21 protein-coding genes are annotated in these 22,799 nt (G+C 53.8%); 3 read left to right on the top strand and 18 right to left on the bottom strand.

Translation table 11 applies throughout. The features are described 5' to 3' along the window. Window positions 1–28 precede the first annotated feature (28 nt). From ptsG to yceD, 14 genes are all read right to left on the bottom strand, one after another. Window positions 29–1,462: a PTS glucose transporter subunit IIBC gene (gene ptsG / locus HV340_RS08445; RefSeq protein ID WP_014169582.1), complete on the bottom strand. Its 1,434-nt coding sequence runs from the start codon at window positions 1,460–1,462 to the stop codon at window positions 29–31. A gap of 297 nt (window positions 1,463–1,759) precedes the next feature. Continuing rightward, window positions 1,760–2,554, bottom strand: a complete 795-nt coding sequence (locus HV340_RS08440) for a metal-dependent hydrolase (protein ID WP_181216437.1) — start codon at window positions 2,552–2,554, stop codon at window positions 1,760–1,762. A 10-nt stretch (window positions 2,555–2,564) separates the two neighbouring features. Continuing rightward, window positions 2,565–3,569 carry a DNA polymerase III subunit delta' gene (gene holB, locus HV340_RS08435; protein WP_047744340.1) on the bottom strand — a complete coding sequence of 335 codons (1,005 nt, stop codon included), beginning with the start codon at window positions 3,567–3,569 and terminating at the stop codon, window positions 2,565–2,567. Then, the gene (gene tmk, locus HV340_RS08430; RefSeq protein WP_014169579.1) at window positions 3,566–4,207 is read right to left on the bottom strand and encodes a dTMP kinase; all 642 of its coding nucleotides are present in this window, start codon (window positions 4,205–4,207) and stop codon (window positions 3,566–3,568) included. Before tmk ends, holB begins: the two co-directional genes overlap by 4 nt. Continuing rightward, entirely contained in the window at window positions 4,197–5,219 is a 1,023-nt protein-coding gene (gene yceG, locus HV340_RS08425) for a cell division protein YceG (protein WP_014169578.1), read from the bottom strand. The genes tmk and yceG overlap by 11 nt, the downstream gene beginning before the upstream one ends. 2 nt (window positions 5,220–5,221) lie before the next feature. Beyond that, window positions 5,222–6,031: an aminodeoxychorismate lyase gene (gene pabC, locus HV340_RS08420; RefSeq protein WP_181216436.1), complete on the bottom strand. Its 810-nt coding sequence runs from the start codon at window positions 6,029–6,031 to the stop codon at window positions 5,222–5,224. A 121-nt stretch (window positions 6,032–6,152) separates the two neighbouring features. Continuing rightward, window positions 6,153–7,394, bottom strand: coding sequence for a beta-ketoacyl-ACP synthase II (fabF, locus tag HV340_RS08415; RefSeq protein WP_014169576.1), 1,242 nt, complete (start codon window positions 7,392–7,394; stop codon window positions 6,153–6,155). A gap of 89 nt (window positions 7,395–7,483) precedes the next feature. Next, complete coding sequence (acpP, locus tag HV340_RS08410) at window positions 7,484–7,720, bottom strand: acyl carrier protein (RefSeq protein ID WP_003857954.1); 237 nt, start codon at window positions 7,718–7,720, stop codon at window positions 7,484–7,486. Between the two features lie 154 nt (window positions 7,721–7,874). After that, window positions 7,875–8,609, bottom strand: coding sequence for a 3-oxoacyl-ACP reductase FabG (gene fabG / locus HV340_RS08405; RefSeq protein ID WP_014169575.1), 735 nt, complete (start codon window positions 8,607–8,609; stop codon window positions 7,875–7,877). Between the two features lie 12 nt (window positions 8,610–8,621). Further along, the gene (gene fabD / locus HV340_RS08400) at window positions 8,622–9,551 is read right to left on the bottom strand and encodes an ACP S-malonyltransferase (RefSeq protein ID WP_181216435.1); all 930 of its coding nucleotides are present in this window, start codon (window positions 9,549–9,551) and stop codon (window positions 8,622–8,624) included. Window positions 9,552–9,566: 15 nt separating this feature from the next. Next, window positions 9,567–10,520, bottom strand: a complete 954-nt coding sequence (locus HV340_RS08395) for a beta-ketoacyl-ACP synthase III (RefSeq protein WP_014169572.1) — start codon at window positions 10,518–10,520, stop codon at window positions 9,567–9,569. Between the two features lie 6 nt (window positions 10,521–10,526). Then, on the bottom strand, window positions 10,527–11,561 hold the full coding sequence (gene plsX, locus HV340_RS08390) for a phosphate acyltransferase PlsX (protein WP_014169571.1): 1,035 nt from the start codon (window positions 11,559–11,561) through the stop codon (window positions 10,527–10,529). Between the two features lie 80 nt (window positions 11,562–11,641). Next, window positions 11,642–11,815 carry a 50S ribosomal protein L32 gene (gene rpmF, locus HV340_RS08385; RefSeq protein WP_003857964.1) on the bottom strand — a complete coding sequence of 58 codons (174 nt, stop codon included), beginning with the start codon at window positions 11,813–11,815 and terminating at the stop codon, window positions 11,642–11,644. Window positions 11,816–11,831: 16 nt separating this feature from the next. Then, window positions 11,832–12,353: a 23S rRNA accumulation protein YceD gene (yceD, locus tag HV340_RS08380; RefSeq protein ID WP_014169570.1), complete on the bottom strand. Its 522-nt coding sequence runs from the start codon at window positions 12,351–12,353 to the stop codon at window positions 11,832–11,834. Between the two features lie 140 nt (window positions 12,354–12,493). Between yceD and HV340_RS08375 the strand changes: the two genes are divergently transcribed. Next, on the top strand, window positions 12,494–13,078 hold the full coding sequence (locus HV340_RS08375; RefSeq protein WP_032677877.1) for a nucleoside triphosphate pyrophosphatase: 585 nt from the start codon (window positions 12,494–12,496) through the stop codon (window positions 13,076–13,078). 63 nt (window positions 13,079–13,141) lie between these two features. Here the strand turns inward: HV340_RS08375 and rluC are convergent, their stop codons facing one another. Further along, the gene (gene rluC, locus HV340_RS08370; protein ID WP_014169568.1) at window positions 13,142–14,089 is read right to left on the bottom strand and encodes a 23S rRNA pseudouridine(955/2504/2580) synthase RluC; all 948 of its coding nucleotides are present in this window, start codon (window positions 14,087–14,089) and stop codon (window positions 13,142–13,144) included. Window positions 14,090–14,661: 572 nt separating this feature from the next. Between rluC and rne the strand changes: the two genes are divergently transcribed. Further along, window positions 14,662–17,772: a ribonuclease E gene (gene rne / locus HV340_RS08365; protein ID WP_032681255.1), complete on the top strand. Its 3,111-nt coding sequence runs from the start codon at window positions 14,662–14,664 to the stop codon at window positions 17,770–17,772. 40 nt (window positions 17,773–17,812) lie between these two features. On the opposite strand, the gene HV340_RS08360 is transcribed toward rne, so the two are convergent. Continuing rightward, on the bottom strand, window positions 17,813–18,748 hold the full coding sequence (locus HV340_RS08360) for a LysR family transcriptional regulator (RefSeq protein ID WP_063925091.1): 936 nt from the start codon (window positions 18,746–18,748) through the stop codon (window positions 17,813–17,815). A gap of 109 nt (window positions 18,749–18,857) precedes the next feature. Between HV340_RS08360 and HV340_RS08355 the strand changes: the two genes are divergently transcribed. Further along, entirely contained in the window at window positions 18,858–20,072 is a 1,215-nt protein-coding gene (locus HV340_RS08355; RefSeq protein WP_063925092.1) for an MFS transporter, read from the top strand. 75 nt (window positions 20,073–20,147) lie between these two features. Here the strand turns inward: HV340_RS08355 and flgL are convergent, their stop codons facing one another. After that, window positions 20,148–21,101 carry a flagellar hook-associated protein FlgL gene (gene flgL, locus HV340_RS08350; protein ID WP_063925093.1) on the bottom strand — a complete coding sequence of 318 codons (954 nt, stop codon included), beginning with the start codon at window positions 21,099–21,101 and terminating at the stop codon, window positions 20,148–20,150. A gap of 14 nt (window positions 21,102–21,115) precedes the next feature. Further along, on the bottom strand, window positions 21,116–22,759 hold the full coding sequence (flgK, locus tag HV340_RS08345) for a flagellar hook-associated protein FlgK (RefSeq protein WP_059305444.1): 1,644 nt from the start codon (window positions 22,757–22,759) through the stop codon (window positions 21,116–21,118). Between the last annotated feature and the right edge of the window lie 40 nt (window positions 22,760–22,799).

Here is a 22,799-nt window from a genome sequence, read left to right as displayed (position 1 = left end):
GGCTGCCTTAGTCTCCCCAGGTCACAGCTTAGCTGTTGCGGATGTACTCATCCATTTCGGTTTTCAGGTTATCGGATTTAGTCCCGAAGATTGCCTGAACGCCCGAACCAGCAACAACAACCCCTGCTGCACCCAGTTTTTTCAGACCCGGCTGGTCTACTTTCGCGACGTCGGCAACGCTAACACGCAGACGAGTAATGCACGCGTCCAGGTTAGTGATGTTTTCTTTCCCGCCGAATGCGGCAACCAGAGCCGGAGCCATTTCGCTTGTCGCGGTGGCTTTGCTGTCTTCTGACGCATCTTCACGACCTGGTGTTTTCAGGTCCAGTGCTTTGATCAGCACGCGGAAGATGGTGTAGTAAACAACGGCATAGCACGCACCAACGATTGGGAACAGCCACAGTTTGCTGCTGTTACCGGACAGAACGATGAAGTCGATCAGGCCGTGAGAGAAGGACGTACCGTCACGCATACCCAGCAGGATACAGATTGGGAACGCCAGACCCGCCAAAACCGCGTGAATGATGTACAGGATCGGCGCAACGAACATGAAGGAGAACTCGATCGGCTCGGTGATACCGGTCAGGAACGAGGTCAACGCTGCGGAGATCATGATACCGCCCACTTTTGCACGGTTCTCTGGTTTAGCAGAGTGCCAGATAGCAATTGCCGCTGCCGGCAGACCGTACATTTTGAACAGGAAGCCACCAGACAGTTTACCTGCAGTTGGGTCACCCGCCATGTAACGTGGGATATCACCGTGGAATACCTGACCTGCAGCGTTGGTGAATTCACCAATCTGCATCTGGAATGGAACGTTCCAGATGTGGTGCAGACCAAATGGTACCAGGCAACGCTCGATGAAGCCGTAGATACCAAACGCCACAACCGGGTTCTGATAAGCAGCCCACTGAGAGAAGGTCTGGATAGCGGAACCGATTGGTGGCCAGATGAAGGACAGGATCACGCCAGTGAAAATCGCTGCCAGACCAGAAATAATCGGAACAAAACGCTTGCCCGCGAAGAAGCCCAGATACTCAGGCAGCTTGATGCGATAGAAGCGGTTGAACATGTACGCTGCAATCGCACCGGAGATGATACCGCCCAGAACACCGGTGTCTGCCAGGTGTTTCGCAGCGATCTCTTCTGCCGGTAAATGCAGAACCAGTGGCGCAACCACTGCCATGGTTTTCACCATGATGCCGTAGGCAACAACTGCAGCCAGCGCAGAAACGCCGTCGTTATTGGTGAAGCCCAGCGCCACACCGATAGCGAAGATCAGAGGCATGTTAGCAAAGACGGAACCGCCTGCTTCGGCCATCACGTGGGAAACTACGGCTGGCAGCCAGCTGAAGTTAGCAGAACCGACACCCAGCAGGATACCTGCGATAGGCAGTACGGATACTGGCAGCATCAGCGATTTACCGACCTTTTGCAGGTTAGCAAATGCATTCTTAAACATAATTGAGAGTGCTCCTGAGTATTTGTGCTTTTTTTACGCTTTCACGCATTGGCCCGGGGGGAGTACCGTGCCGTGGACAGGACATCTAAGCGCCCTTTATTTATTACACAGAGTAAAATAATTCCCTCTGAGTTTGTTTGACGGCTATCACGTTTCAGCTTAAGACGGTCGAAAAACTTTCAGTTATTTACAAAAAGCGTTTCTGGATGTGTCTAAATATACCTTCACCGCCCCAAATGAGGCGGTGAACTTTACTCGTTTTATGTATTAATTACGAGCCTAAAAAAAACAGGCGTATCAAACAGATTGCAGGCGGGCGGGGTCGATATGGAACAGCGTAGAGAAGTTGTCCGTCGTGACGCGGGCCAGCTCTTCAATGCTGACGCCTTTAAGCACGGCCATGTACTCGGCTACGTCTCTCGTCATGGCTGGCTGATTTTCTTTACCGCGATGCGGCACCGGTGCCAGATACGGAGAGTCTGTTTCCACGAGGATGCGATCGAGCGGAACATAGCGCGCAGCTTCGCGGAGTTGCTCAGCGTTACGGAACGTCACGATCCCCGAAAACGAGATATAAAACCCTAAATCAAGCAGTTTACCCGCTGTTTCTCTGTCTTCTGTGAAACAGTGTAGTACGCCACCGCAATCCGTCACCTTTTCTTCCTTCAGGATCGCCAGCGTATCGGCGCGCGCATCACGGGTATGGACAATCACCGGCTTGTTGAGCTCGCGACCAATGCGAATATGATGGCGGAAGGACGCTTGCTGGCGCGGTTTCGTTTCCGGCGTGTAGTAGTAATCCAGCCCGGTTTCCCCCATCGCCACGACGCCCTCTTCCGTGGCCAGCCGGCGCAGTTCCTCAACGTCATACTCTTCATCCTGATTGAGCGGATGCACGCCACAGGAGAAAACAACGTTCTCGCGCTCGCCCACCAGCTCACGCATGCCGCGATACCCCGGTAACGTTGTCGCCACGGCAAGGCAAAACTTCACATCACGGGCAGCGGCTTTGGCCAGCACGTCGTCCACGTTTTTATGCAGGGATTGATAATCCAGGCCATCAAGATGGCAGTGTGAGTCGACTAAAAACATAATGTCTCTCTCAGAGATGGGAAACAGGCGGTGTCACGCCTGGTTGCAGGTAATGTTCGATACGCAGCAACTGGTCGGTCAGTAAAAGCTCGCGATTAAGACCGGTCACTGTTAAAAGCTGTTCACGACTCTGACAGATATCGTGAAGGATAGCGTGTAATGATGCGCCTGACAGGCTGTTCGCCAGCGTGTTAACCAGCGGCCAGACGTCCGGGTTGGTCAGTAGCGTTGCCCCTTGCTGGAGTTTGAGCGCATCCAGAAGTAAGGAAGCCAGCCAGTGCAGACGTTCCGCGGCCTGCTCGCCGTTAAGCACAGGCAATAAACTTAGCCAGTCGCGGCTGGTGATGGAAGACTCAACGGCCCGGCAGAGCGCGTCTCGCTGTGACCAGACCTCTGGCTGCAGTAATGCCAGCGCCGCCGCGGGCGCACCGCTGCTCAGGCGCAACGCAGAGAGCGCCCCTTCCTGTGACGTTGTCACTTCTCGTTCAAGCCAGCTCAACGCCCATGATTCCTGAGGCACCGCGAGGTGATGAAGACGACAACGGCTGCGCAGCGTTGCCAGCAAACGCCCCGGGTCACGACAGGAGAGAAGGAACCACGTTTTCTCCGGCGGTTCTTCCAGCGTTTTAAGCAGCGCATTCGCCGCCGCCTCGGTAAGCTGTGCTGCGTCTTTGAGCCAGACGACTTTTGCGCCGCTGAGCCGCGCATGTTCGTACAATTTTTCACTGACTTCACGCACGGCATCAATACCGAGCGCGCTTTTGCCCTTCTCAGGCTCGAGCGTGTAATAGTCAGGGTGCGTGCCCGCCTGCATTAACTGGCAGCCACGGCATTTACCACAGCTTTTGTGCCCTTCCGGCTGCTGACACATCAGGAAGCGGGTGATGGCGTAAATCAATGCATCATCCCCCATTCCCGGCAGTGCCTGAATCAGTAACGCATGATGCCCCCGACCAGCCTGATAGCTTTCGATCAGCTTTTCAAAATGCGGGCGCAACCATGGGTACCATTTCATGCCTGTTGCTCCTGTAGCCACTGCGTAACCGTCTTCTGAATAGCGCGGGTGACCTCTTCCAGGGATTGCGTCGCATCAATGGTGCGAATACTGCCATCCTGATCCGCCAGTTCCAGATAGCGCGCGCGGGTACGGTTAAAGAAATCAAGGGACTCCTGCTCAATGCGGTCCAGCTCACCGCGAGCACGGGCGCGCTTGAGACCCACTTCCGGCGTCACATCCAGATAGAGCGTCAGGTCAGGGCGAAAATCACCCAGCACCGCATCGCGCAGCGTGGCCAGCATCGTCTGGTCAATACCACGCCCACCGCCCTGATAAGCCTGGGTCGACAGGTCATGACGATCGCCAATTACCCACTTGCCATTAGCCAGGGCCGGTTTAATGACCGTCTCCACCAGCTGCACGCGCGCCGCGTAGAACATCAGTACTTCGGCTTTATCTGTGATGACCTCGTCACCTACGGATTTGATATCCAGCACCAGGCTTCGCAGCTTTTCGGCCAGTTGCGTACCGCCGGGCTCGCGGGTAAATACCATGTCCGCAACGCCAAGCGATTTGAGCGTATCCACCACCACGTTGCGGGCCGTGGTTTTACCCGCCCCTTCGAGTCCCTCAATGACAATGTATTTACTGCGCATTTTTTTCCTTAAGTGCCTTCAGATAGTCCTGAACGGAGCGATTATGGCTGGCAAGGTTGGTGTTAAAGGTATGCCCCCCTTTTCCATCAGCCACAAAATAGAGATACGGTGTTTTAGCAGGATGCGCAGCCGCACGCAGGGAAGCCTCGCTCGGCGTGGCAATCGGGCCCGGCGGCAGACCGCTAATCACGTAGGTATTATACGCCGTTGGCGTCTCCAGATCTTTTCTTGAAATCTTACCGGTATAACTCTCGCCCATTCCGTAGATGACGGTGGGGTCCGTTTGCAGACGCATGCCGATACGCAGGCGGTTAATGAAGACCGATGCCACCTGATCGCGTTCGGCGGCGACGGCCGTCTCTTTCTCAATAATTGAGGCCATCGTGACAAACTGGTTTTGATCTTTGTATGGCAGACCGTCCATGCGCCCTTCCCAGGCGGAATCGACGGCTGCAACCATCTTTTTATGCGCCCGCTTAAGGATAGCCACATCGGTCGTGCCTGCGGTGTACATCCAGGTGTCTGGCCAGAACCAGCCTTCCACCCACTCAGGGTGTTCAAATTTCAGTACCTCGGCCACCGTCTGATAGCGGTCATCTTTCAGAGTATGCTTAATGTACGGAGCATCGCGCAGCTGTTCGAGATAATCGCTCAGGCGCATCCCCTCAACAAAACGCAGCGGGAACTGCGCTTCTTTACCGCTTTCCAGCAGCTGAAGCATCTCTTTGACGGTCATCCCCGGCGTAAAGCGATAGGTACCGGCTTTGAAATGAGACAGTTCAGGCTCGATACGTAACAGCCACTGAAACACGCGCGGACGGTTAATGATCTTGTCGCCATAAAGCTGTTCGCCAAGCGCCAGGCGGCCCGTCCCCGCTTTCAGGGTAAAAATCGTCTCGTCTTTAATCAGGATCTTACTGTTCGCCAGCTGACGAACTTTCCACACTCCCGCTCCGCCGGCAACACCCAGCGCAACGATAAGGAGGAGGACAAAGCGCAACATTTTCTTCATGACTATCGGGTTTGCTCACATATCGGGGCTAAAAACTGAAACAGCTCGCGCGAGGACAAGCTGTATTGACCATACGCGCGGACGGGTACAACCGGCATCAGCGCATTACAGATGATAATTTCATCAGCCTGGTGCAGCGCCTCTTCTCTCGCGCTCACTTCGACAACGCGAAAGCCAGAGTGTGCCAGCTGCTGCAAACAAAACTGACGCATAATCCCGTTGACGCCGGCCTGCTCGAGCGACGGCGTATAAACATCGCTCCCCTGCCGCCAGAGTAAATTAGCCGCACAGCATTCCGTAATAAACCCTTCGCTGTCAAGAACCAGCGCCTCATCAGCGTCCGTCTGTTCAAGATGAGTGCGAATCAGTACCTGTTCAAGGCGGTTGAGGTGTTTTATACCGGCAAGCATGGGGTTTCGCCCCAGACGTACCGGGCTGAGCGTCAGCGTAACGCCCTCTTCACGCCAGCGCAGATAATGAGCAGGACAGGCAGACACCGAAAGGATCCGCGTTGGGTGCTGGCAAGCTGTACCGCTGTATCCCCGGCCACCGCTGCCGCGGCTGATAATCACCTTCAAAACACCGCTTTGCTTCCCGGCAGCCAGATGGCACATCTCCTGACGCAATGTGTCCCAGTGCGTGAAGGGGATCATCAAGGCTTCACAACCCTGCTGAAGACGACGAAGGTGCGCCTCGAGCAGGCAGACATTGCCGTCGAGAATGCGCGCTGTCGTAAAGCAGCCATCACCAAACTGAGTTGCCCTGTCACTAGCAGGCAGCGTGTTTTGCTCAAGGCCATTGATTAAAAACATGGTGGCTCCTTATGCGTGGGCATTTAGTCTGGCAGGATGCCATGCAGCCGACAAGAAGATTAGGCTTAATAAAAAAGGCCCGACAAGCGGACCTTTTTTAATCGCCATGATGCAGTCAGGCTCAGATCTTTTTGAAGATCAGTGAACCGTTAGTACCACCAAAGCCGAAGGAGTTACACAAAGTGTACTCCATACCACTTACCTGACGCGCTTCGTGAGGAACGAAGTCCAGGTCACAACCTTCATCCGGATTATCCAGGTTGATGGTTGGCGGAACAGCCTGATCGCGCAGCGCAAGGATAGAGTAGATAGACTCTACTGCACCCGCCGCACCCAACAGGTGACCGGTCATGGATTTCGTGGAGCTCACCAGCACGCGGCTGGCGTATTCGCCGAAGATAGACTTAACAGCCTGAGCTTCTGCTTTATCGCCTGCAGGCGTAGAAGTACCGTGCGCGTTAACGTAACCGATGTGCTCCGGGGTAAGACCCGCGTCGCGAATCGCGTTGGCCATTGCCTGCGCGGCACCCGCACCATTTTCTGGTGGTGACGTCATATGGTATGCATCGCTGCTCATCCCGAATCCGACAACTTCAGCATAAATCTTCGCGCCACGTTTTTTAGCATGTTCGTACTCTTCAAGTACGATCATACCCGCACCGTCACCCAGCACAAAACCATCACGGTCTTTGTCCCACGGACGGCTTGCCGCCTGCGGGTTATCGTTGCGGGTAGACAGCGCACGCGCTGCACCAAAGCCACCCACTCCCAGCGGAGTACTGGCTTTTTCCGCACCGCCCGCAACCATAGCATCTGCATCGCCGTACGCAATCATGCGCGCGGCCTGGCCGATGTTATGCACGCCAGAGGTACATGCGGTAGCGATAGAAATGCTTGGCCCACGCAGGCCGAACATGATGGTCAGATGACCTGCCACCATATTAACAATCGTGGACGGAACGAAGAACGGGCTGATTTTACGCGGGCCGCCATTCATCAGAGATGTATGGTTTTCCTCGATCAGACCCAGACCGCCAATCCCGGAACCGATAGCGGCACCGATACGGGTTGCGTTCTCTTCCGTAATTTCAAGGCCAGAATCCTGCATGGCCTGAACGCCAGCGACAATTCCATATTGAATGAAGGCATCCATCTTGCGCTGTTCTTTGCGCGAGATGATCTCTTCACAGTTAAAATCCTTTACTAAGCCAGCAAATTTCGTTGCATAGGCGCTAGTATCGAAATGGTCGATTAGGCTGATGCCGCTCTGACCGGCAAGGAGAGCTTTCCAGGTGGACTCTACGGTATTGCCGACAGGAGACAACATGCCAAGTCCGGTCACAACTACACGACGCTTAGACACGTTTGTCCTCCAGGGAGGGATAAAAAAGGGATTCGTGGGACAAAAAAGATAAAACTCAGGCGGTCGAATGACCGCCTGGAGATGTTCACTTACGCCTGGTGACCGTTGATGTAATCAATGGCAGCCTGAACGGTGGTGATCTTCTCAGCTTCTTCGTCCGGAATCTCAGTATCAAACTCTTCTTCCAGAGCCATTACCAGCTCAACGGTGTCAAGAGAATCTGCGCCCAGGTCTTCAACGAAGGAAGCGGAGTTCACAACTTCTTCCTGCTTAACGCCCAGCTGTTCGCCGATAATTTTCTTAACGCGTTCTTCGATAGTGCTCATACTCTTAAATTTCCTATCAAAACTCGCTTTCGCGATGGTTTTCGTAGTGTATAAAATGTTGAAAAATTTGCAACTAAATCCCGGCAGTTCTTACCACGATTTTACGTTATTTTGAGGCCATTCGCCCTAATAACGCAAATATTTTTCATCGTGATTAAACCATGTACATCCCGCCGTTGACGTGGAGGGTCTCACCAGTGATGTAACCCGCTTCGTCAGAGGCTAAAAATGCAACCGCGCTGGCAATTTCTTTAGGGTCGCCTAAGCGGCCCGCTGGAACAGCTGCCAGCGTACCCGCACGCTGCTCATCAGTTAGCGCACGCGTCATGTCCGTTTCAATAAAGCCCGGAGCAACAACGTTTACAGTAATACCGCGGGACGCAACTTCACGTGCCAGCGACTTACTGAAACCGATCAGACCTGCTTTCGCCGCAGCGTAGTTAGCCTGACCAGCATTTCCCATGGTACCAACCACAGAACCGACAGTGATAATACGACCATGACGCTTTTTCATCATAGCGCGCATTACCGCTTTTGACAGACGGAATACAGATGACAGGTTGGTTTCGATGATATCGTTCCACTCGTCGTCTTTCATTCGCATTAACAGGTTATCACGAGTGATCCCGGCATTATTTACCAGAATATCCACTTCGCCAAATTCTGCGCGAATATTTTCCAGAACAGATTCGATAGATGCAGGTTCGGTCACATTCAGAACCAGACCTTTACCGTTCGCACCCAGATACTCGCTGATGGCCTTAGCGCCATTCTCGCTGGTTGCTGTACCAATCACTTTCGCGCCGCGCGCAACCAGTGTTTCAGCAATTGCACGCCCGATACCGCGGCTTGCGCCAGTGACCAGGGCAATTTTTCCTTCAAAACTCATGGTATTCCTCTTTTATTGCGAGAGTGCCGCTGACATCGCGTCCGGCTCGTTAATTGCCGAAACAGTCAGGGTGTCAACAATACGTTTTGTCAGACCGGTGAGGACTTTACCTGGGCCGACTTCATACAGATGCTCAACGCCCTGAGAGGCCATAAACTCAACGGTTTTGGTCCACTGTACCGGACTGTAGAGCTGGCGAACCAGCGCATCACGGATAGCGTCCGGCGAGGTTTCGCATTTCACATCGACGTTGTTCACAACGGAAATTGTCGGTGTGTTAAAAGTAATTTTTTCAAGCTCAACGGCCAGTTTATCGGCAGCAGGTTTCATCAGTGCGCAGTGGGACGGTACGCTGACGGGCAGCGGCAGAGCGCGTTTCGCCCCTGCAGCTTTACAGGCTGCACCAGCACGTTCAACCGCGTCTTTATGACCGGCGATAACCACCTGGCCTGGCGAGTTGAAGTTAACGGGAGACACCACCTGACCTTCAGCGGATTCTTCACACGCTTTTGCAATCGCAGCATCATCGAGGCCGATGATAGCAGACATGCCACCGGTGCCTTCAGGTACTGCTTCCTGCATGAACTTACCGCGCAGTTCAACCAGACGCACCGCGTCAGCAAACGCGATAACACCGGCACACACCAGCGCAGAGTATTCACCCAGGCTATGGCCCGCGAGCAGCGCTGGCGCTTTACCGCCCTGCTGCTGCCAGACACGCCACAGCGCAACGGATGCCGTCAACAGCGCTGGCTGAGTCTGCCAGGTTTTGTTCAGCTCTTCGGCTGGTCCCTGTTGGGTCAGCGCCCACAAATCATAACCCAGCGCAGCGGAAGCTTCACGGAAAGTCTCTTCGATAACCGGATACTTTGCTGCCATTTCAGACAACATCCCAACGGCCTGAGAACCCTGGCCCGGGAACACAAAAGCAAATTGCGTCATTATTTAATCCTTATACTAGAAACGAACCAGCGCGGAACCCCAGGTGAACCCGCCACCAAAGGCTTCAAGCAAGACCAACTGGCCCCGTTTGATTCGTCCGTCACGTACCGCTTCATCAAATGCGCACGGTACTGACGCCGCAGAGGTATTGCCGTGACGATCCAGCGTCACCACAACGTTATCCATCGACATGCCCAGCTTTTTAGCGGTCGCGCTGATGATACGCAGGTTTGCCTGATGTGGCACCAGCCAGTCGAGTGCGGAGCGGTCAAGGTTATTCGCTTCCAGCGTTTCATCGACAATGTGCGCAAGCTCAGTCACCGCCACCTTGAACACCTCATTACCCGCCATCGTCAGGTAAATAGCGTTATCCGGATTAACGCGATCGGCGTTAGGCAGGGTCAGTAATTCGCCATAGCTGCCATCGGCATGCAGATGCGTAGAGATGATGCCCGGCTCTTCGGACTGACCGAGCAGTACCGCGCCCGCACCATCACCAAAAATAATGATCGTCCCACGATCGGTTGGATCGCAGGTACGTGCCAGCACGTCAGCACCGATGACCAGCGCATATTTCACGGCACCGGATTTAACATACTGATCGGCAACGCTCAGCGCATAGGTGAACCCAGCGCACGCTGCGGCAACATCAAATGCCGGGCAGCCTTTAATGCCGAGCATGTTTTGCACCTGGCACGCTGCGCTTGGGAAGGCATGCGTGGCAGAGGTCGTGGCAACCACGATCAAGCCAATCTGATCTTTATCAATGCCCGCCATTTCGATAGCACGCTGCGCGGCTTCGTAACCCATGGTCGAAACGGTTTCGTCTGGCGCGGCAATACGACGTTCACGGATACCTGTGCGCGTGACAATCCACTCGTCAGACGTATCTACCATTTTTTCAAGATCGGCGTTGGTACGCACGTGTTTTGGCAGGTAGCTGCCGGTACCTAAAATCTTCGTATACATGTACGCTCAGTCACTTTTAGCTAATACAGATTCCAGGCGAGCGGCAATCCGCTGAGGGACTTGTCGCTGCACCGCCTGCACTGCCTGTTCAATGGCGACAGTAAATGCTCGCTGATTGGCGGCACCATGACTCTTAATCACAATGCCGCGCAATCCTAACAGACAGGCGCCATTATACTGGTCGGGGTTGAGGTGACTGAATCGCCGCGTCAGGCTTTTTTGTAACCAACGCTTTAATAAAATCAACCACCAGGCGCTTTTTTTGCCTTCTCCCTGCGATTTAAGCAGTGAAAGAAACATTCGCACGACCCCTTCCATGGTCTTCAACGTTACGTTCCCGGTGAAGCCATCACACACCAGAACATCCGTTTTCCCCGTCAGCAACTCATTGGCTTCGAGATAACCAATATAGTTGATGGAGGGAACCTGTTTGAGCAATTCGGCAGCTTCGCGAATACTGTCCAGGCCTTTGGTCTCTTCTTCACCGATGTTCAATAACGCAACACGGGGATTGTTTATCCCGACCACTTCTTCTGCCAGCACCGACCCCATCACGGCAAACTGAGCCAGCATTGTACTATCACAATCGACGTTAGCACCCAAATCGAGCACCACGGTCTTGCCCTTCTGCTGATGCGGTAATACCGTCACCAGCGCCGGACGCTCAATACCTTCAATAGGTTTGAGCAACAATTTCGACAGCCCCATCAGCGCGCCGGTATTTCCCGCACTGACGCAAGCCTCCGCGCGTCCTTCCTTCACCAGCTCCAGCGCCATTCGCATAGAACTGCCCCGGCTATTGCGAATCGCCTGCGATGGACGTGCATCACTGGCAATAACTGACTGCGCAGGAATAATCTGCAGACGCGAACGTTGTTCGAAGTCAGCTTTTGCAAGTAATGGCGTGATTGTGTCGGGATTGCCGACTAAAAGAAGTGTGAGTTGCGAATTAGAATTCAGTGCCTGCAAAGCTGCAGGCACTGTCACGGAAGGGCCAAAATCCCCTCCCATGACATCTAACGCCAGGGTTAGACGTGTCAAGGTATCGTCACAGCCTGGTTCGGTAAATTCCCCGTTTGCACGGGGAAATCCTCACTAAGCCTAATCACGCTGACGCGTGATTACTTAGTGATAACCTTGCGGCCGCGGTAGAAACCGTCAGCGGTGATGTGGTGACGCAGGTGTTTCTCACCAGAAGTCTTGTCTACAGACAGGCTGGTAACTGCAGTCAGCGCGTCATGGGAACGACGCATGCCACGTTTGGAACGGGTTGGTTTATTCTGTTGTACGGCCATGGACCTTACTCCTCAATTACTTACGCTTTAAGCTGGCTAATACGGCAAATGGGTTTGGTTTTTGCGCTTCATCAGGCAGTTCCCCAAAGACCATGTCCGCCTCGGACACTTCACAGTGTTCAGATTCATGCACCGGAACGACTGGCAAGGAGAGGATGATTTCATCTTCAACCAGAGCCAGAAGATCGATTTCACCGAATTCATTAACTTCAATCGGTTCATACGCTTCCGGGAGTGCTTCAGCCTGTTCGTCAGAACGGACCGGACTGAAACAATACGTTGTGTGAACATGCTGTACAAACGGTTTCCCGCAACGCTGACATTCGAGGGTTACCGTCACCTTTGCATCACCGGTTAAAACGGCGAGACGCTGGTTATCGATAGCGAACGACATGGAGCATTCTACATCACTGTCCACACTGACTACGGATTCGGCGACACGCTCAGCCTGATCGGAAGTATAAATACCTTCGTAATCGAGGCGTTTTTGAGCCGTGCGAACCGGATCAAGAGTCAGGGGTAATTTTACCTTTTGCATAGGGCGCGCATATTAACTTTGTAACGTCATATAGTCAAAGAAAAAGGCAACCACAGCTGCCTTTTGCCAATTATTCGCACACATTGCGGCCTGTAGTTTAAAATGGCTGGCATCGATACGCTATATCTGGTGATAAAAATATGCCAAATCTCGTTCTTGCCTCCACCTCACCCTACCGCCGAATGTTGCTGGAAAAGCTCGGGATCCCGTTTGAATGCGCGGCGCCGGAAGTTGACGAGACGCCGCAGCCGGGCGAATCACCGCGTCACCTGGTCACCCGTCTTGCGAAGGAGAAAGCGCAATCACTTGCCGCACGCTACCCTTCGCATTTGATTATAGGCTCCGATCAGGTTTGTGTGCTGGACGGTGTTATCACCGGAAAGCCGCACACTGAAGCGAATGCCTGTCAGCAGCTTATGCAAGCGCGGGGCAATATCGTCACCTTTTATACGGGTCTGGCACTCTACAACTCCGCCTCGGGTCACCTGCAAACCGAATGCGAACCTTTCGACGTCCATTTTCGCCATCTTAGTGAGCAGGAAATCGCCGACTATGTGCGTCGGGAGCGACCGCTCAATTGCGCCGGAAGCTTCAAAAGTGAAGGTCTGGGGATTGCCCTGTTCGACAAGCTGGACGGACGTGACCCAAACACGCTGGTTGGGTTGCCGTTGATAGCATTGTGCCAGATGCTCAGACGCGAGGAGTGTAATCCGCTGAAGATGTGAGTATTACGATTGATGCATCACTCACCGGCCTGAGAGACCTCAGGTCGGTAAGTGCCAGCCAAATCAGCCGCGCAGCACCTTCAGGCAGCGTTTTAACTGCTCATCAAGGGGGGCTTCAATGCGAATTGTTTCGCCGGTATTCGGGTGAGTGAACGTCAGTGCCGCCGCATGCAGGAACAGGCGTGACAACCCGGTGCCCGCCAGTTGCTTATCAAACTCCCTGTCGCCATAGCGGTCATCAAATGCGATCGGATGACCGGCATACTGCGTATGTACGCGGATCTGGTGGGTACGGCCGGTTACCGGGCTGCAGCGCACCAGCGTGGCGAACGCATAGCGCTCTTCCACTTTGAAACGCGTCTCAGACGGCTTCCCTTCCTGATTCACACGTACAATGCGCTCACCGCTTTGCAAAATATTCTTCAGCAAAGGTGCCTGCACTGCCTTAACGTGGGACTGCCAGTGGCCGCGAACCAGCGCCAGATAATCCTTCTGCATCCCTTTTTCACGCAGCTGCTCATGCAGGGAACGCAGGGCAGAACGTTTTTTTGCGACCAGCAACACGCCGGAGGTATCGCGATCGAGACGGTGAACCAGTTCAAGGAAACGGGCTTCAGGGCGCAGCGCACGCAGGCCTTCAATCACGCCAAAGCTGAGACCACTCCCGCCATGGACAGCGGTACCTGACGGTTTATTCAGCACCAGGATATGATCATCCTCATAAAGGATAACGTCACTCAGGGCGGCCACTTTCTGCAACCTGGGTGAAACGACCTCTTCTTCGCGTTCCGCAACACGGACCGGCGGGATACGCACTTCATCACCGGCTTCGAGTTTGTACTCAGGCTTCACGCGTTTTTTGTTAACCCGCACTTCACCCTTGCGCAGGATGCGGTAAATCATGCTCTTTGGCACGCCTTTGAGTTGGGTGCGCAAAAAGTTATCGATACGTTGCCCCGCGTCGTCTTCCGCGATGGCAACCATTTTTACGGCTGGAGTCTCTGTTTTCATGGTTGGCGATTCTAAATATCGTCAGCCATTAGCGCCACTCATTTTTCTATGCTTATATTTACTTTTATCCGGCCTGTCCCCTGTTTCACGCAATCGATTTGGTGGTTATTAAACCAATCACCACCTTGAAGTGAAGAAACTGTGAGTAACCGGGTGATAATTGGTAAAAGTCATCTTGCTATAACCCGGCGAGCAGTGGAATAATGAACTCGTTTTCCGTGTTAAATCCTGGTTAAGTAAGGATCTCGACGGAATGACCAATTTTGTCTGACCGATCATCCACGCAGCAATGGCGTAAGACGTATTGATCTTTCAGGCAGTTAGCGGGCTGCGGGTTGCAGTACTTCCCGGTATAAGGATTGTTCTCTGGAGAGTTCTACCCAGGCAATTCCCCTGATAATTGCGCTGTGTTTCCGTATGAAATACAGGCAACCGACACTCTGCGCCTCTTAAGCGAGCGACAACCGTGAGGTTGGCGACGTGAATAGACACGAGGCCATCGGTTCATACCCCGGAAAGCGTCACCTTGCCCGCAGCTTTGTCGTCAATGTAAGAATAACGAGTAAGTTACGATGAAAAGAATGTTAATCAACGCAACTCAGCAAGAAGAGTTGCGTGTCGCCCTTGTGGATGGGCAGCGCCTGTACGATCTGGATATCGAAAGTCCTGGACACGAACAGAAAAAAGCGAACATTTACAAAGGTAAAATCACCCGCATTGAACCAAGCCTTGAAGCTGCATTTGTCGATTACGGTGCTGAGCGTCACGGTTTCCTCCCTCTGAAAGAAATCGCCCGCGAATATTTCCCTGCAAACTATAACTCCCATGGCCGCCCAAACATCAAAGATGTGCTGCGTGAAGGTCAGGAAGTCATTGTTCAGATTGATAAAGAAGAGCGTGGCAACAAAGGTGCCGCACTGACCACCTTTATCAGTCTTGCGGGAAGTTACCTGGTTCTGATGCCAAACAACCCGCGCGCCGGTGGTATCTCTCGCCGCATCGAAGGTGATGACCGTACCGAGCTGAAAGAAGCGCTGGCAAGTCTTGAGCTGCCTGACGGCATGGGGCTTATCGTGCGTACCGCAGGCGTCGGCAAATCTGCCGAAGCGCTGCAGTGGGACTTAAGCTTCCGTCTGAAGCACTGGGAAGCAATCCAGAAAGCGGCAGAAAGCCGCGCAGCGCCGTTCCTGATTCACCAGGAAAGCAACGTGATTGTGCGTGCCTTCCGTGACTACCTGCGTCAGGACATCGGTGAGATTCTGATCGATAACCCGAAAGTGCTTGAGCTGGCGCGCCAGCACATTGCTGCGCTGGGTCGTCCGGATTTCACCAGCAAAATCAAACTGTACACCGGTGAAATCCCGCTGTTCAGCCACTATCAGATCGAATCGCAGATTGAATCCGCTTTCCAGCGAGAAGTGCGTCTGCCATCCGGTGGTTCTATCGTTATTGATACGACCGAAGCGCTGACCGCCATCGACATCAACTCCGCACGTGCTACGCGCGGCGGTGATATCGAAGAGACCGCCTTCAACACCAACCTTGAAGCCGCTGATGAAATCGCCCGCCAGCTCCGCCTGCGTGACCTGGGTGGTCTGATTGTTATCGACTTTATCGACATGACCCCTGTTCGCCATCAGCGTGCGGTTGAAAACCGTCTGCGCGAAGCGGTACGTCAGGATCGTGCTCGTATCCAGATTAGCCATATCTCACGCTTCGGCTTGCTGGAGATGTCCCGTCAGCGTCTGAGCCCTTCACTCGGTGAATCCAGCCATCACGTCTGTCCGCGCTGCTCCGGTACCGGTACCGTTCGTGATAACGAATCTCTGTCCCTCTCTATTCTGCGTCTGATTGAAGAAGAAGCGCTGAAAGAGAACACCAAAGAGGTTCATGCCATTGTTCCCGTGCCAATTGCGTCCTACCTGCTGAACGAAAAACGTGCGGCCGTCAGCGCAATTGAATCACGCCAGGGCGATGTTCGCTGCATCATCGTGCCTAACGATCAGATGGAAACTCCGCACTACCACGTGCTGCGTGTCCGTAAGGGTGAAGAGACCAGCACGCTCAGCTATCTGCTGCCTAAGCTGCATGAAGAAGAGATGGCGCTGCCTTCCGATGAAGAACCTGCCGAGCGCAAACTGCCAGAGCAGCCAGCCTTAGCGACCTTCATCATGCCTGAAGCTCCGCCAGAAACGGCACTGGAAAAACCCGTGACCAAACCGGTTGCGCAAAAACCAGAAGCCGTTGCGGTCAAAGCCCAGCCAGAACAACCGGGTCTGCTGAGCCGCCTCTTCGGTGCGCTGAAGAAGATGTTTGCAGGCGAAGAAGTCCAGCAGCCTGAGCAACCGAAAGAAGCACCGAAAGAAGCGAAACCTGAACGTCAGCAGGACCGTCGTAAACGTCAGAACAACCGCCGTGACCGTAACGATCGTAATGACCGTAACGAACGCCGTGACAACCGTTCGGACAATAATGAGGGTCGTGAGCAACGCGAAGACAACCGTCGCAACCGTCGCGAGAAGCAACCACAGAATGTTGAAGATCGTGAAATTCGCCAGCAGGCGGGCGATGAGTCTGAGAAGAGCAAACAGCGCGACGAGCAGCAGCCACGCCGTGAGCGTAGCCGTCGTCGTAACGACGAGAAGCGCCAGGCGCAGCAGGAAGTCAAAAACCTGAACCGCGAAGAGCCTGTTGAACAACAGGAAAGCGAGCAGGAAGAACGTACTCAGGTTATGCCGCGTCGTAAGCAGCGCCAGCTTTCACAGAAAGTGCGTGTAGGCGCCCTGCCGGTGGAAGAGACCGTCATCGTCCCTGCAGAAGCAAGTGACACTGCACCGGGCACCCAACTGGCGAAAGTGGATCTGCCGGCCGTCGTCGAAAACAACGCTGAGCAAGACGATAACGGTGAAGGCCGTGATAACGCGGGTATGCCACGTCGTTCACGCCGCTCTCCGCGTCACCTGCGCGTCAGCGGTCAACGTCGTCGTCGTTATCGCGACGAGCGTTATCCGACACAGTCGCCAATGCCATTAACCGTGGCGTGCGCGTCTCCTGAAATGGCTTCCGGTAAAGTCTGGATCCGCTACCCGGTTGCTCGTCAGGAGCAGGTTGTGGAAGAACAGGCTGTCACCGAAGAGGTGATTGCCCCGGTAGCCGCAACTGAAGAAGCGGTAAATGAAGCCGCTATCGTGGTTGAGCCACAGGCCGTTGAGTCAGAAGCGCCTCATGCAGTAGACGTTGAAACCACGCACCCTGAAGTGATTGCCGCGCCGGTTGACGCCGCACCGCAGCTTATTGCTGAAGAAGACACCGTGGTCGCTGAAGACGTTGTTGCTGAGGTTCAGCCAGCAGCAGCGGTAGAAGAGACCCCGGACGTGGTTGTTGAAACCGTGACTGAAGACGTGGTTCAGGACGTTGAAATTGACGTCGAACCGGTGCGTGAAGCCGCGAAAGCAGAAGAGCCAGAAGTGAAAGCCGAGCCGGTAATCACAGCGCCGGCCCCTGCTCACGTTGCGACAGCCCCGATGACTCGCGCACCAGCGCCGGAATATGTGCCGGAAGCGCCGCGTCACAGTGACTGGGTCCGCCCTGCGTTCAACTTTGACGGTAAAGGCTCTGCCGGTGGCCACAGTGCAACGCATCAGGCGACGGCACCGGCTACCCGTCCGCAGTCTGTTGAGTAACGACACATAGCGTAAAAAGCCGACCTTCGGGTCGGCTTTTTTATTGCTCGCGTGCCGGCTTTCTCATACCCGCAATGTCCGGCATTACCCTCTTCATCATCTCCAGAAAACGGCGTAAACGCGCCGGATAATAACGCGACCACGGATAAACCAGATGAACCGGGAGCGCGGCGGGCTGCCACTGTGGAAGCAAATGCACTAAGCGCCCTTCCTGGATATCCTCCTTGACCGTCCAGCTTGAAACCATCGCCACCCCTAACCCTGTCAGGGCGGTATTGCGCGCAACATGCAGGCTATCCGCGCTTAGCCGTGGCGCAATGGAGATGCGTTTTACCTGCGCAAGATCATCCCACAACTCCACATGTCGCTGATAGAACGTGCTGATGGCAATCCAGGGCAGCGCCTGCAGATCCTCCGGTGTGTGAACCGGCGCAAACTGGTCCAGCAGCGCAGGCGAAGCCACCACACAGCGTGGCACTTCCGCCAGCAGCACGGAGACGGTTGCCGGATCCACCTCTGCGCCAACTCGAATAGCACAATCCAGATTGTCGCTCAGAAAATCCACCGACTTATCGTTGAGCATCCACTCCACCGACAGCTGAGGATAACGCTGCAAAAACTCCGTTAACGGCCTCAGAAGCTGATCCTGCCCAAAGGCGTGCGGTGCACGTACCCGTAACACCCCGACCGGCTCGTCCTCTGTCTGACCGATTTCATCTTCCAGTGCCAGCCAGCTATCAATGACCCGCCGGGCATGTTGATAGCAGCGCTCGCCGTCATCGGTAAGTTTTGTTGCATGGGTGGTTCGCAATAAAAGCCGTACCCCCAGCAGCGTTTCCAGAGACTGAAGACGGCGGCTCACCGTGGCCTGGCTCGTCGCAAGCAGTCTTGCCGCCCCGGATAGCGATCCGCTTTCCACAATACGAACAAATGTGCGCATGAGTTCAACCCTGTCTATACGCTCAACTCGCTTCATCATTTTCCCTGCTATACGCCAAACGTATAAGCGTTTTACCACCAGGCCCTCTACCGTCGCAAGGCGTAGTGATAAAAAATAGCGGCACATTATGAGTGAGGAACGTCTTATGAACACAACAACTGCTCCCCATGCCGCCAGTCGCTGGGTGATTTTTATGCTGGCTCTGGGGGCTGGCTTTAGCGTCGCATCCATTTACTACGCGCAACCGCTGCTGCCGCTGATAGGCGCCGACCTTCATCTTAGTATTGAAGGGATGGGGCTGGTCCCGACGCTGACCCAGGCAGGCTACGCGCTCGGTATTCTTTTTCTGTTGCCACTTGGCGATCGTCACGACCGCAGGACGTTAATCCTGATAAAAAGCGCCGCCCTGGCACTGTTTCTGCTGGGCTGCAGCCTGACCGGGCAGCAGCACTCACTGCTGCTGGCAAGCCTGCTGATTGGCATGGCCGCGACCATGGCACAAGATATCGTTCCCGCAGCGGCTATCCTCGCCCCCGAAGGGAAACAGGGAAAAACCGTGGGAACCGTGATGACAGGGTTGCTGATGGGTATCTTGCTGTCGCGAACCGTCAGCGGTGTGGTGGGCGAAGCTTTTGGCTGGCGCGTCATGTATCAGTTGGCCGCTGTAAGCATCGCATTTATTGGGGCGGTGATGTGGCGGGTACTCCCGCGTTTTGCCATTCACTCCACGCTGAGTTATCCCGCCCTGATGCGCTCAATGGAACATCTGTGGCGTCGTTATTCGGCTCTGCGTCGTGCAGCACTGGCACAGGGTTTTCTGTCGATTGCCTTTAGCGCCTTCTGGTCAACGCTGGCGGTCATGCTGCTGGAGCGCTATCACCTGGGGAGCGCCGTCGCGGGTGGTTATGGTATTGCCGGGGCCGCGGGGGCCTTAGCCGCCCCGCTGGCGGGAGGTCTGGCGGACAAGCTGGGCGCCGGAAAAGTCACGCAGCTTGGCGCGGCACTGGTTACCGTCTCGTTTGCCCTGATGTTCCTGATGCCCGCGCTGGGTCTTCATGGACAACTGATTCTGATTGCTGTCTCAGCCATCGGGTTTGATCTGGGGCTGCAGTCCAGTCTGGTGGCGCACCAGAATCTGGTCTATAGCCTTGAGCCTCAGGCCAGGGGGCGTCTTAACGCCCTGCTCTTTACGGTGGTCTTTATCGGCATGGCGCTGGGTTCGGCTGCGGGGAGTAAAATCTACACGCTGGCTGGCTGGACGGGCGTGGTTGCCCTGGCAACGGTATGCGGTGTCATTGCGCTGGCAATACGTCTGATTGAAAGTGCACGCGTCGCCTCCGCACCGGCAGAAATCGCGTAAAAAAAATGCCCAATCCACACGGATTGGGCAGTAAAACATGCCCAGTTTCAAGACATGTTCCAAGAGGTCAAGATGTTATCTGTTCAGCTGGAACAGGGACATGCCCTGCATATCGCTAAACGCTTTATAAGATGCCTGCAGCGCGGCCTGCTGCATGGTGTAAGAGGAGATCGCTGCGTTCCAGTCCACATCAATCAGGTCGCTCATCTGCTGAGTTTGTCCAAGCGCGCGGTTATCGCCAAGTTCATCAAGCTTGTCCAGTTCAGTCAATTTGGTTCCCAGGTCGGCACGTACTGTCAAAACATTATCCAGCGAATTGCTTAGACCTCGATTCGCTTTATTGACACTATCCGTAAGTGCATCAACCTTCGTTGTATCACCCTCGGTAGGCGTATTAAGTGCTGTAATAGCATTATCCAGTATTTTAAACAGATTGGTTTCAGGTGTGCTGCCATCAGGTTCTGGCTTAGCATTGCTGGTAAAAGTATCAAAGACTTCAGTCCCTGTATGGCTAATCTGCATGTTACGTGCAGAATCAACCTGCTGAGAGATCGGTACTGCGCCGCCATTGTAATCACCATTGGTTAGATCAAATGGCACATTGTCAGTTTTGTAACCGGCAAAAATATAACGTCCATTGCCGTCAGTGCTATTTGCAAGATTCATCAGCTGATCGCGAATCCCTTTTAAATCTGTTGCCACTGACGCGCGGTCGGTATCACTTAATGAGCCATTACCTGCATAAACAATCTTCTCTTGTGCAGCCTGAATAGCCGTGGTGACCTGTCCAAGTACATTCTCTTCAAGAGAAACTTTCTGCGTAGCAAAAGTGCGCGCCAGAGCATACTGGCTGTTCTGTGACTGTGCCTGAGAAAGTACAATCGCCTGAGAAGCGGCAATAGGATCGTCTGAAGGCCGATTTACACGTTTCCCCGTGGACATCTGTTCACCAAATCCTAACCAGCGACTCTGGGAGTCCGTGATCCCTCGCATATTTTGCTCATACATCATCTGGGTGCTAATACGCATTGTTTACCTCGTCTTTAGCGAATATTAATTAACGCATCAAAGAGCGTATTGGCCGTTTGCAATACCTGGGCGTTTGCAAGGTAATACTGTTGATAACGCTGCAGGTTGCCATACTCCTCGTCGAGGTTTACCCCAGAAATGGACTGCTGCTGGTTACTGAGTTGTGTGACAACATTATTTTTGGTCGCACTACTCGTTTTCAATGATGCAGTGGTGCTACCCACAGTACTGACCAGTGAGGCATAGGCATCGTTGAAGGTCTTATTCCCGCCAACCACTTTGCTGTTTTGTAACTCGACCAGAGCCTTGCCGTTACGATTATCACTTTCACCACCGTTAGCCTCTGAAGCCATGGCAAGTTTAGACTCATCTGAAATCGCCACGCTCATATTCACGATAGCATTCGCCACTGGCTTAACAATAAAGCTGTCTTTGTTAGTAGCCGTTCCGCTTACGTTAATAGTCAAACCGTCAAAGGACATTTTGCCGTTTGTATCTGGCGCCGCTGTAAAAGATGTTTTGTCAGAAAGTCGGGTAACCGTCCAGTCAGTGCCGTTATATTCTACTTTGTAGTCTGTAGCTTGCACTTGAGAGCTGTCTGCAATGCTGGCAGAAATAGAGGCACCCGGAACGCTGTTTTTGCTATTACTTACCACCGCCGGAGAGCCGATGTTAAACAGCGCACCACCAGCATTACCTTCAGCGTCAAAGCCTGCCTCATGCTGAGTATTCATTGCATCGGCAAATGCCAGTGCGAGTTGGTTCAGCGTATTACGCGCTTTATCAAGGTCTTCAGAGCGAAACGTCAATAAACCGCCCAATGAACCTGTGTTGAGCAGTTTCTCAGGAATTTCAACATTACCCGCGACCTCATCCACATATGCAACGGTAGTGCGCGTTGGATCTGCGCTGGATTTCACAGCCGCCAGCTGATTGGCTTTGCTACCCTGAACAAGACTGTAGCCATTACCAAATGAGACGTTATAGGTGCCACCGTCCTGGACGGAAACTTCTACACCTACGATCTTATTAAGCTCGCTAACCAACTGGTCACGCTGGTCGAGCAGATTATTTGGCGATGCCCCTGCGCCCACACCGGTCAAACGGGAAATCTGATCGTTGAGGTTAGCTATTTGCTTCGCATAGTTATTGATCTGATCAACATTGGTCGCAATCGCGGTATTCACCTGAGAATCCTGATCGCGAAGATACTGATCGTTGGTTTTAAACTGATTGACCAGGCCATCCGCTTTGCCCAGCACCGTCTGGCGCGCAGCCGGATCTTCCGCGTTGCTCACCAGCGTCTGCAGACTTTTGAAGAAGTCCTGCAGCGTGGTAGAGAGCGAGTTGGTGGTATCCGAGAGCACATCGTCGATTTTTGACATCTGCTGATAGCGCGTAGTCAGGCCGCTGCTCTGGGTCTGCGCGGCGCGCAGCTGGTTGGTAATGAATGCATCATACTCACGCTGGACACCGGAGACATAAACCCCGTTACCTACCCAGCCACCGCCGGTCAGCGTGCTGTTCGACGCGCCCAGCACTGTCGTCTGGCGGGTATAACCTGCCACGTTATAGCTTGAAATATTATTACTGACGGTATTGAGTGCCGACTGCGCAGCACTGAGGCCACTCATGGCACTGTTAATCAAACTGGACATGGGGGTTCCTTTTATACGTTCAGACACGAGTCCTGATGAA

Origin of the sequence: Enterobacter sp. RHBSTW-00975 (assembly GCF_013615235.1) — a bacterium.
GTDB lineage: Bacteria > Pseudomonadota > Gammaproteobacteria > Enterobacterales > Enterobacteriaceae > Enterobacter > Enterobacter ludwigii.
Note: the sequence above shows the minus strand (reverse complement) of the source record. Positions and strands in the feature narration are given on the sequence as shown.

Coding starts and splice junctions, on each gene's coding strand:
- yceD (WP_014169570.1), bottom strand. CDS start 12,353: ATGCAAAAGGTAAAATTACCCCTGACTCTTGATCCGGTTCGCACGGCT.
- HV340_RS08355 (WP_063925092.1), top strand. CDS start 18,858: ATGAACACAACAACTGCTCCCCATGCCGCCAGTCGCTGGGTGATTTTT.
- HV340_RS08440 (WP_181216437.1), bottom strand. CDS start 2,554: ATGTTTTTAGTCGACTCACACTGCCATCTTGATGGCCTGGATTATCAA.
- ptsG (WP_014169582.1), bottom strand. CDS start 1,462: ATGTTTAAGAATGCATTTGCTAACCTGCAAAAGGTCGGTAAATCGCTG.
- rpmF (WP_003857964.1), bottom strand. CDS start 11,815: ATGGCCGTACAACAGAATAAACCAACCCGTTCCAAACGTGGCATGCGT.
- HV340_RS08395 (WP_014169572.1), bottom strand. CDS start 10,520: ATGTATACGAAGATTTTAGGTACCGGCAGCTACCTGCCAAAACACGTG.
- fabD (WP_181216435.1), bottom strand. CDS start 9,551: ATGACGCAATTTGCTTTTGTGTTCCCGGGCCAGGGTTCTCAGGCCGTT.
- flgK (WP_059305444.1), bottom strand. CDS start 22,759: ATGTCCAGTTTGATTAACAGTGCCATGAGTGGCCTCAGTGCTGCGCAG.
- yceG (WP_014169578.1), bottom strand. CDS start 5,219: ATGAAGAAAATGTTGCGCTTTGTCCTCCTCCTTATCGTTGCGCTGGGT.
- tmk (WP_014169579.1), bottom strand. CDS start 4,207: ATGCGCAGTAAATACATTGTCATTGAGGGACTCGAAGGGGCGGGTAAA.
- rluC (WP_014169568.1), bottom strand. CDS start 14,089: ATGAAAACAGAGACTCCAGCCGTAAAAATGGTTGCCATCGCGGAAGAC.
- acpP (WP_003857954.1), bottom strand. CDS start 7,720: ATGAGCACTATCGAAGAACGCGTTAAGAAAATTATCGGCGAACAGCTG.
- HV340_RS08375 (WP_032677877.1), top strand. CDS start 12,494: ATGCCAAATCTCGTTCTTGCCTCCACCTCACCCTACCGCCGAATGTTG.
- HV340_RS08360 (WP_063925091.1), bottom strand. CDS start 18,748: ATGAAGCGAGTTGAGCGTATAGACAGGGTTGAACTCATGCGCACATTT.
- fabG (WP_014169575.1), bottom strand. CDS start 8,609: ATGAGTTTTGAAGGAAAAATTGCCCTGGTCACTGGCGCAAGCCGCGGT.
- rne (WP_032681255.1), top strand. CDS start 14,662: ATGAAAAGAATGTTAATCAACGCAACTCAGCAAGAAGAGTTGCGTGTC.
- flgL (WP_063925093.1), bottom strand. CDS start 21,101: ATGCGTATTAGCACCCAGATGATGTATGAGCAAAATATGCGAGGGATC.
- pabC (WP_181216436.1), bottom strand. CDS start 6,031: ATGTTTTTAATCAATGGCCTTGAGCAAAACACGCTGCCTGCTAGTGAC.
- holB (WP_047744340.1), bottom strand. CDS start 3,569: ATGAAATGGTACCCATGGTTGCGCCCGCATTTTGAAAAGCTGATCGAA.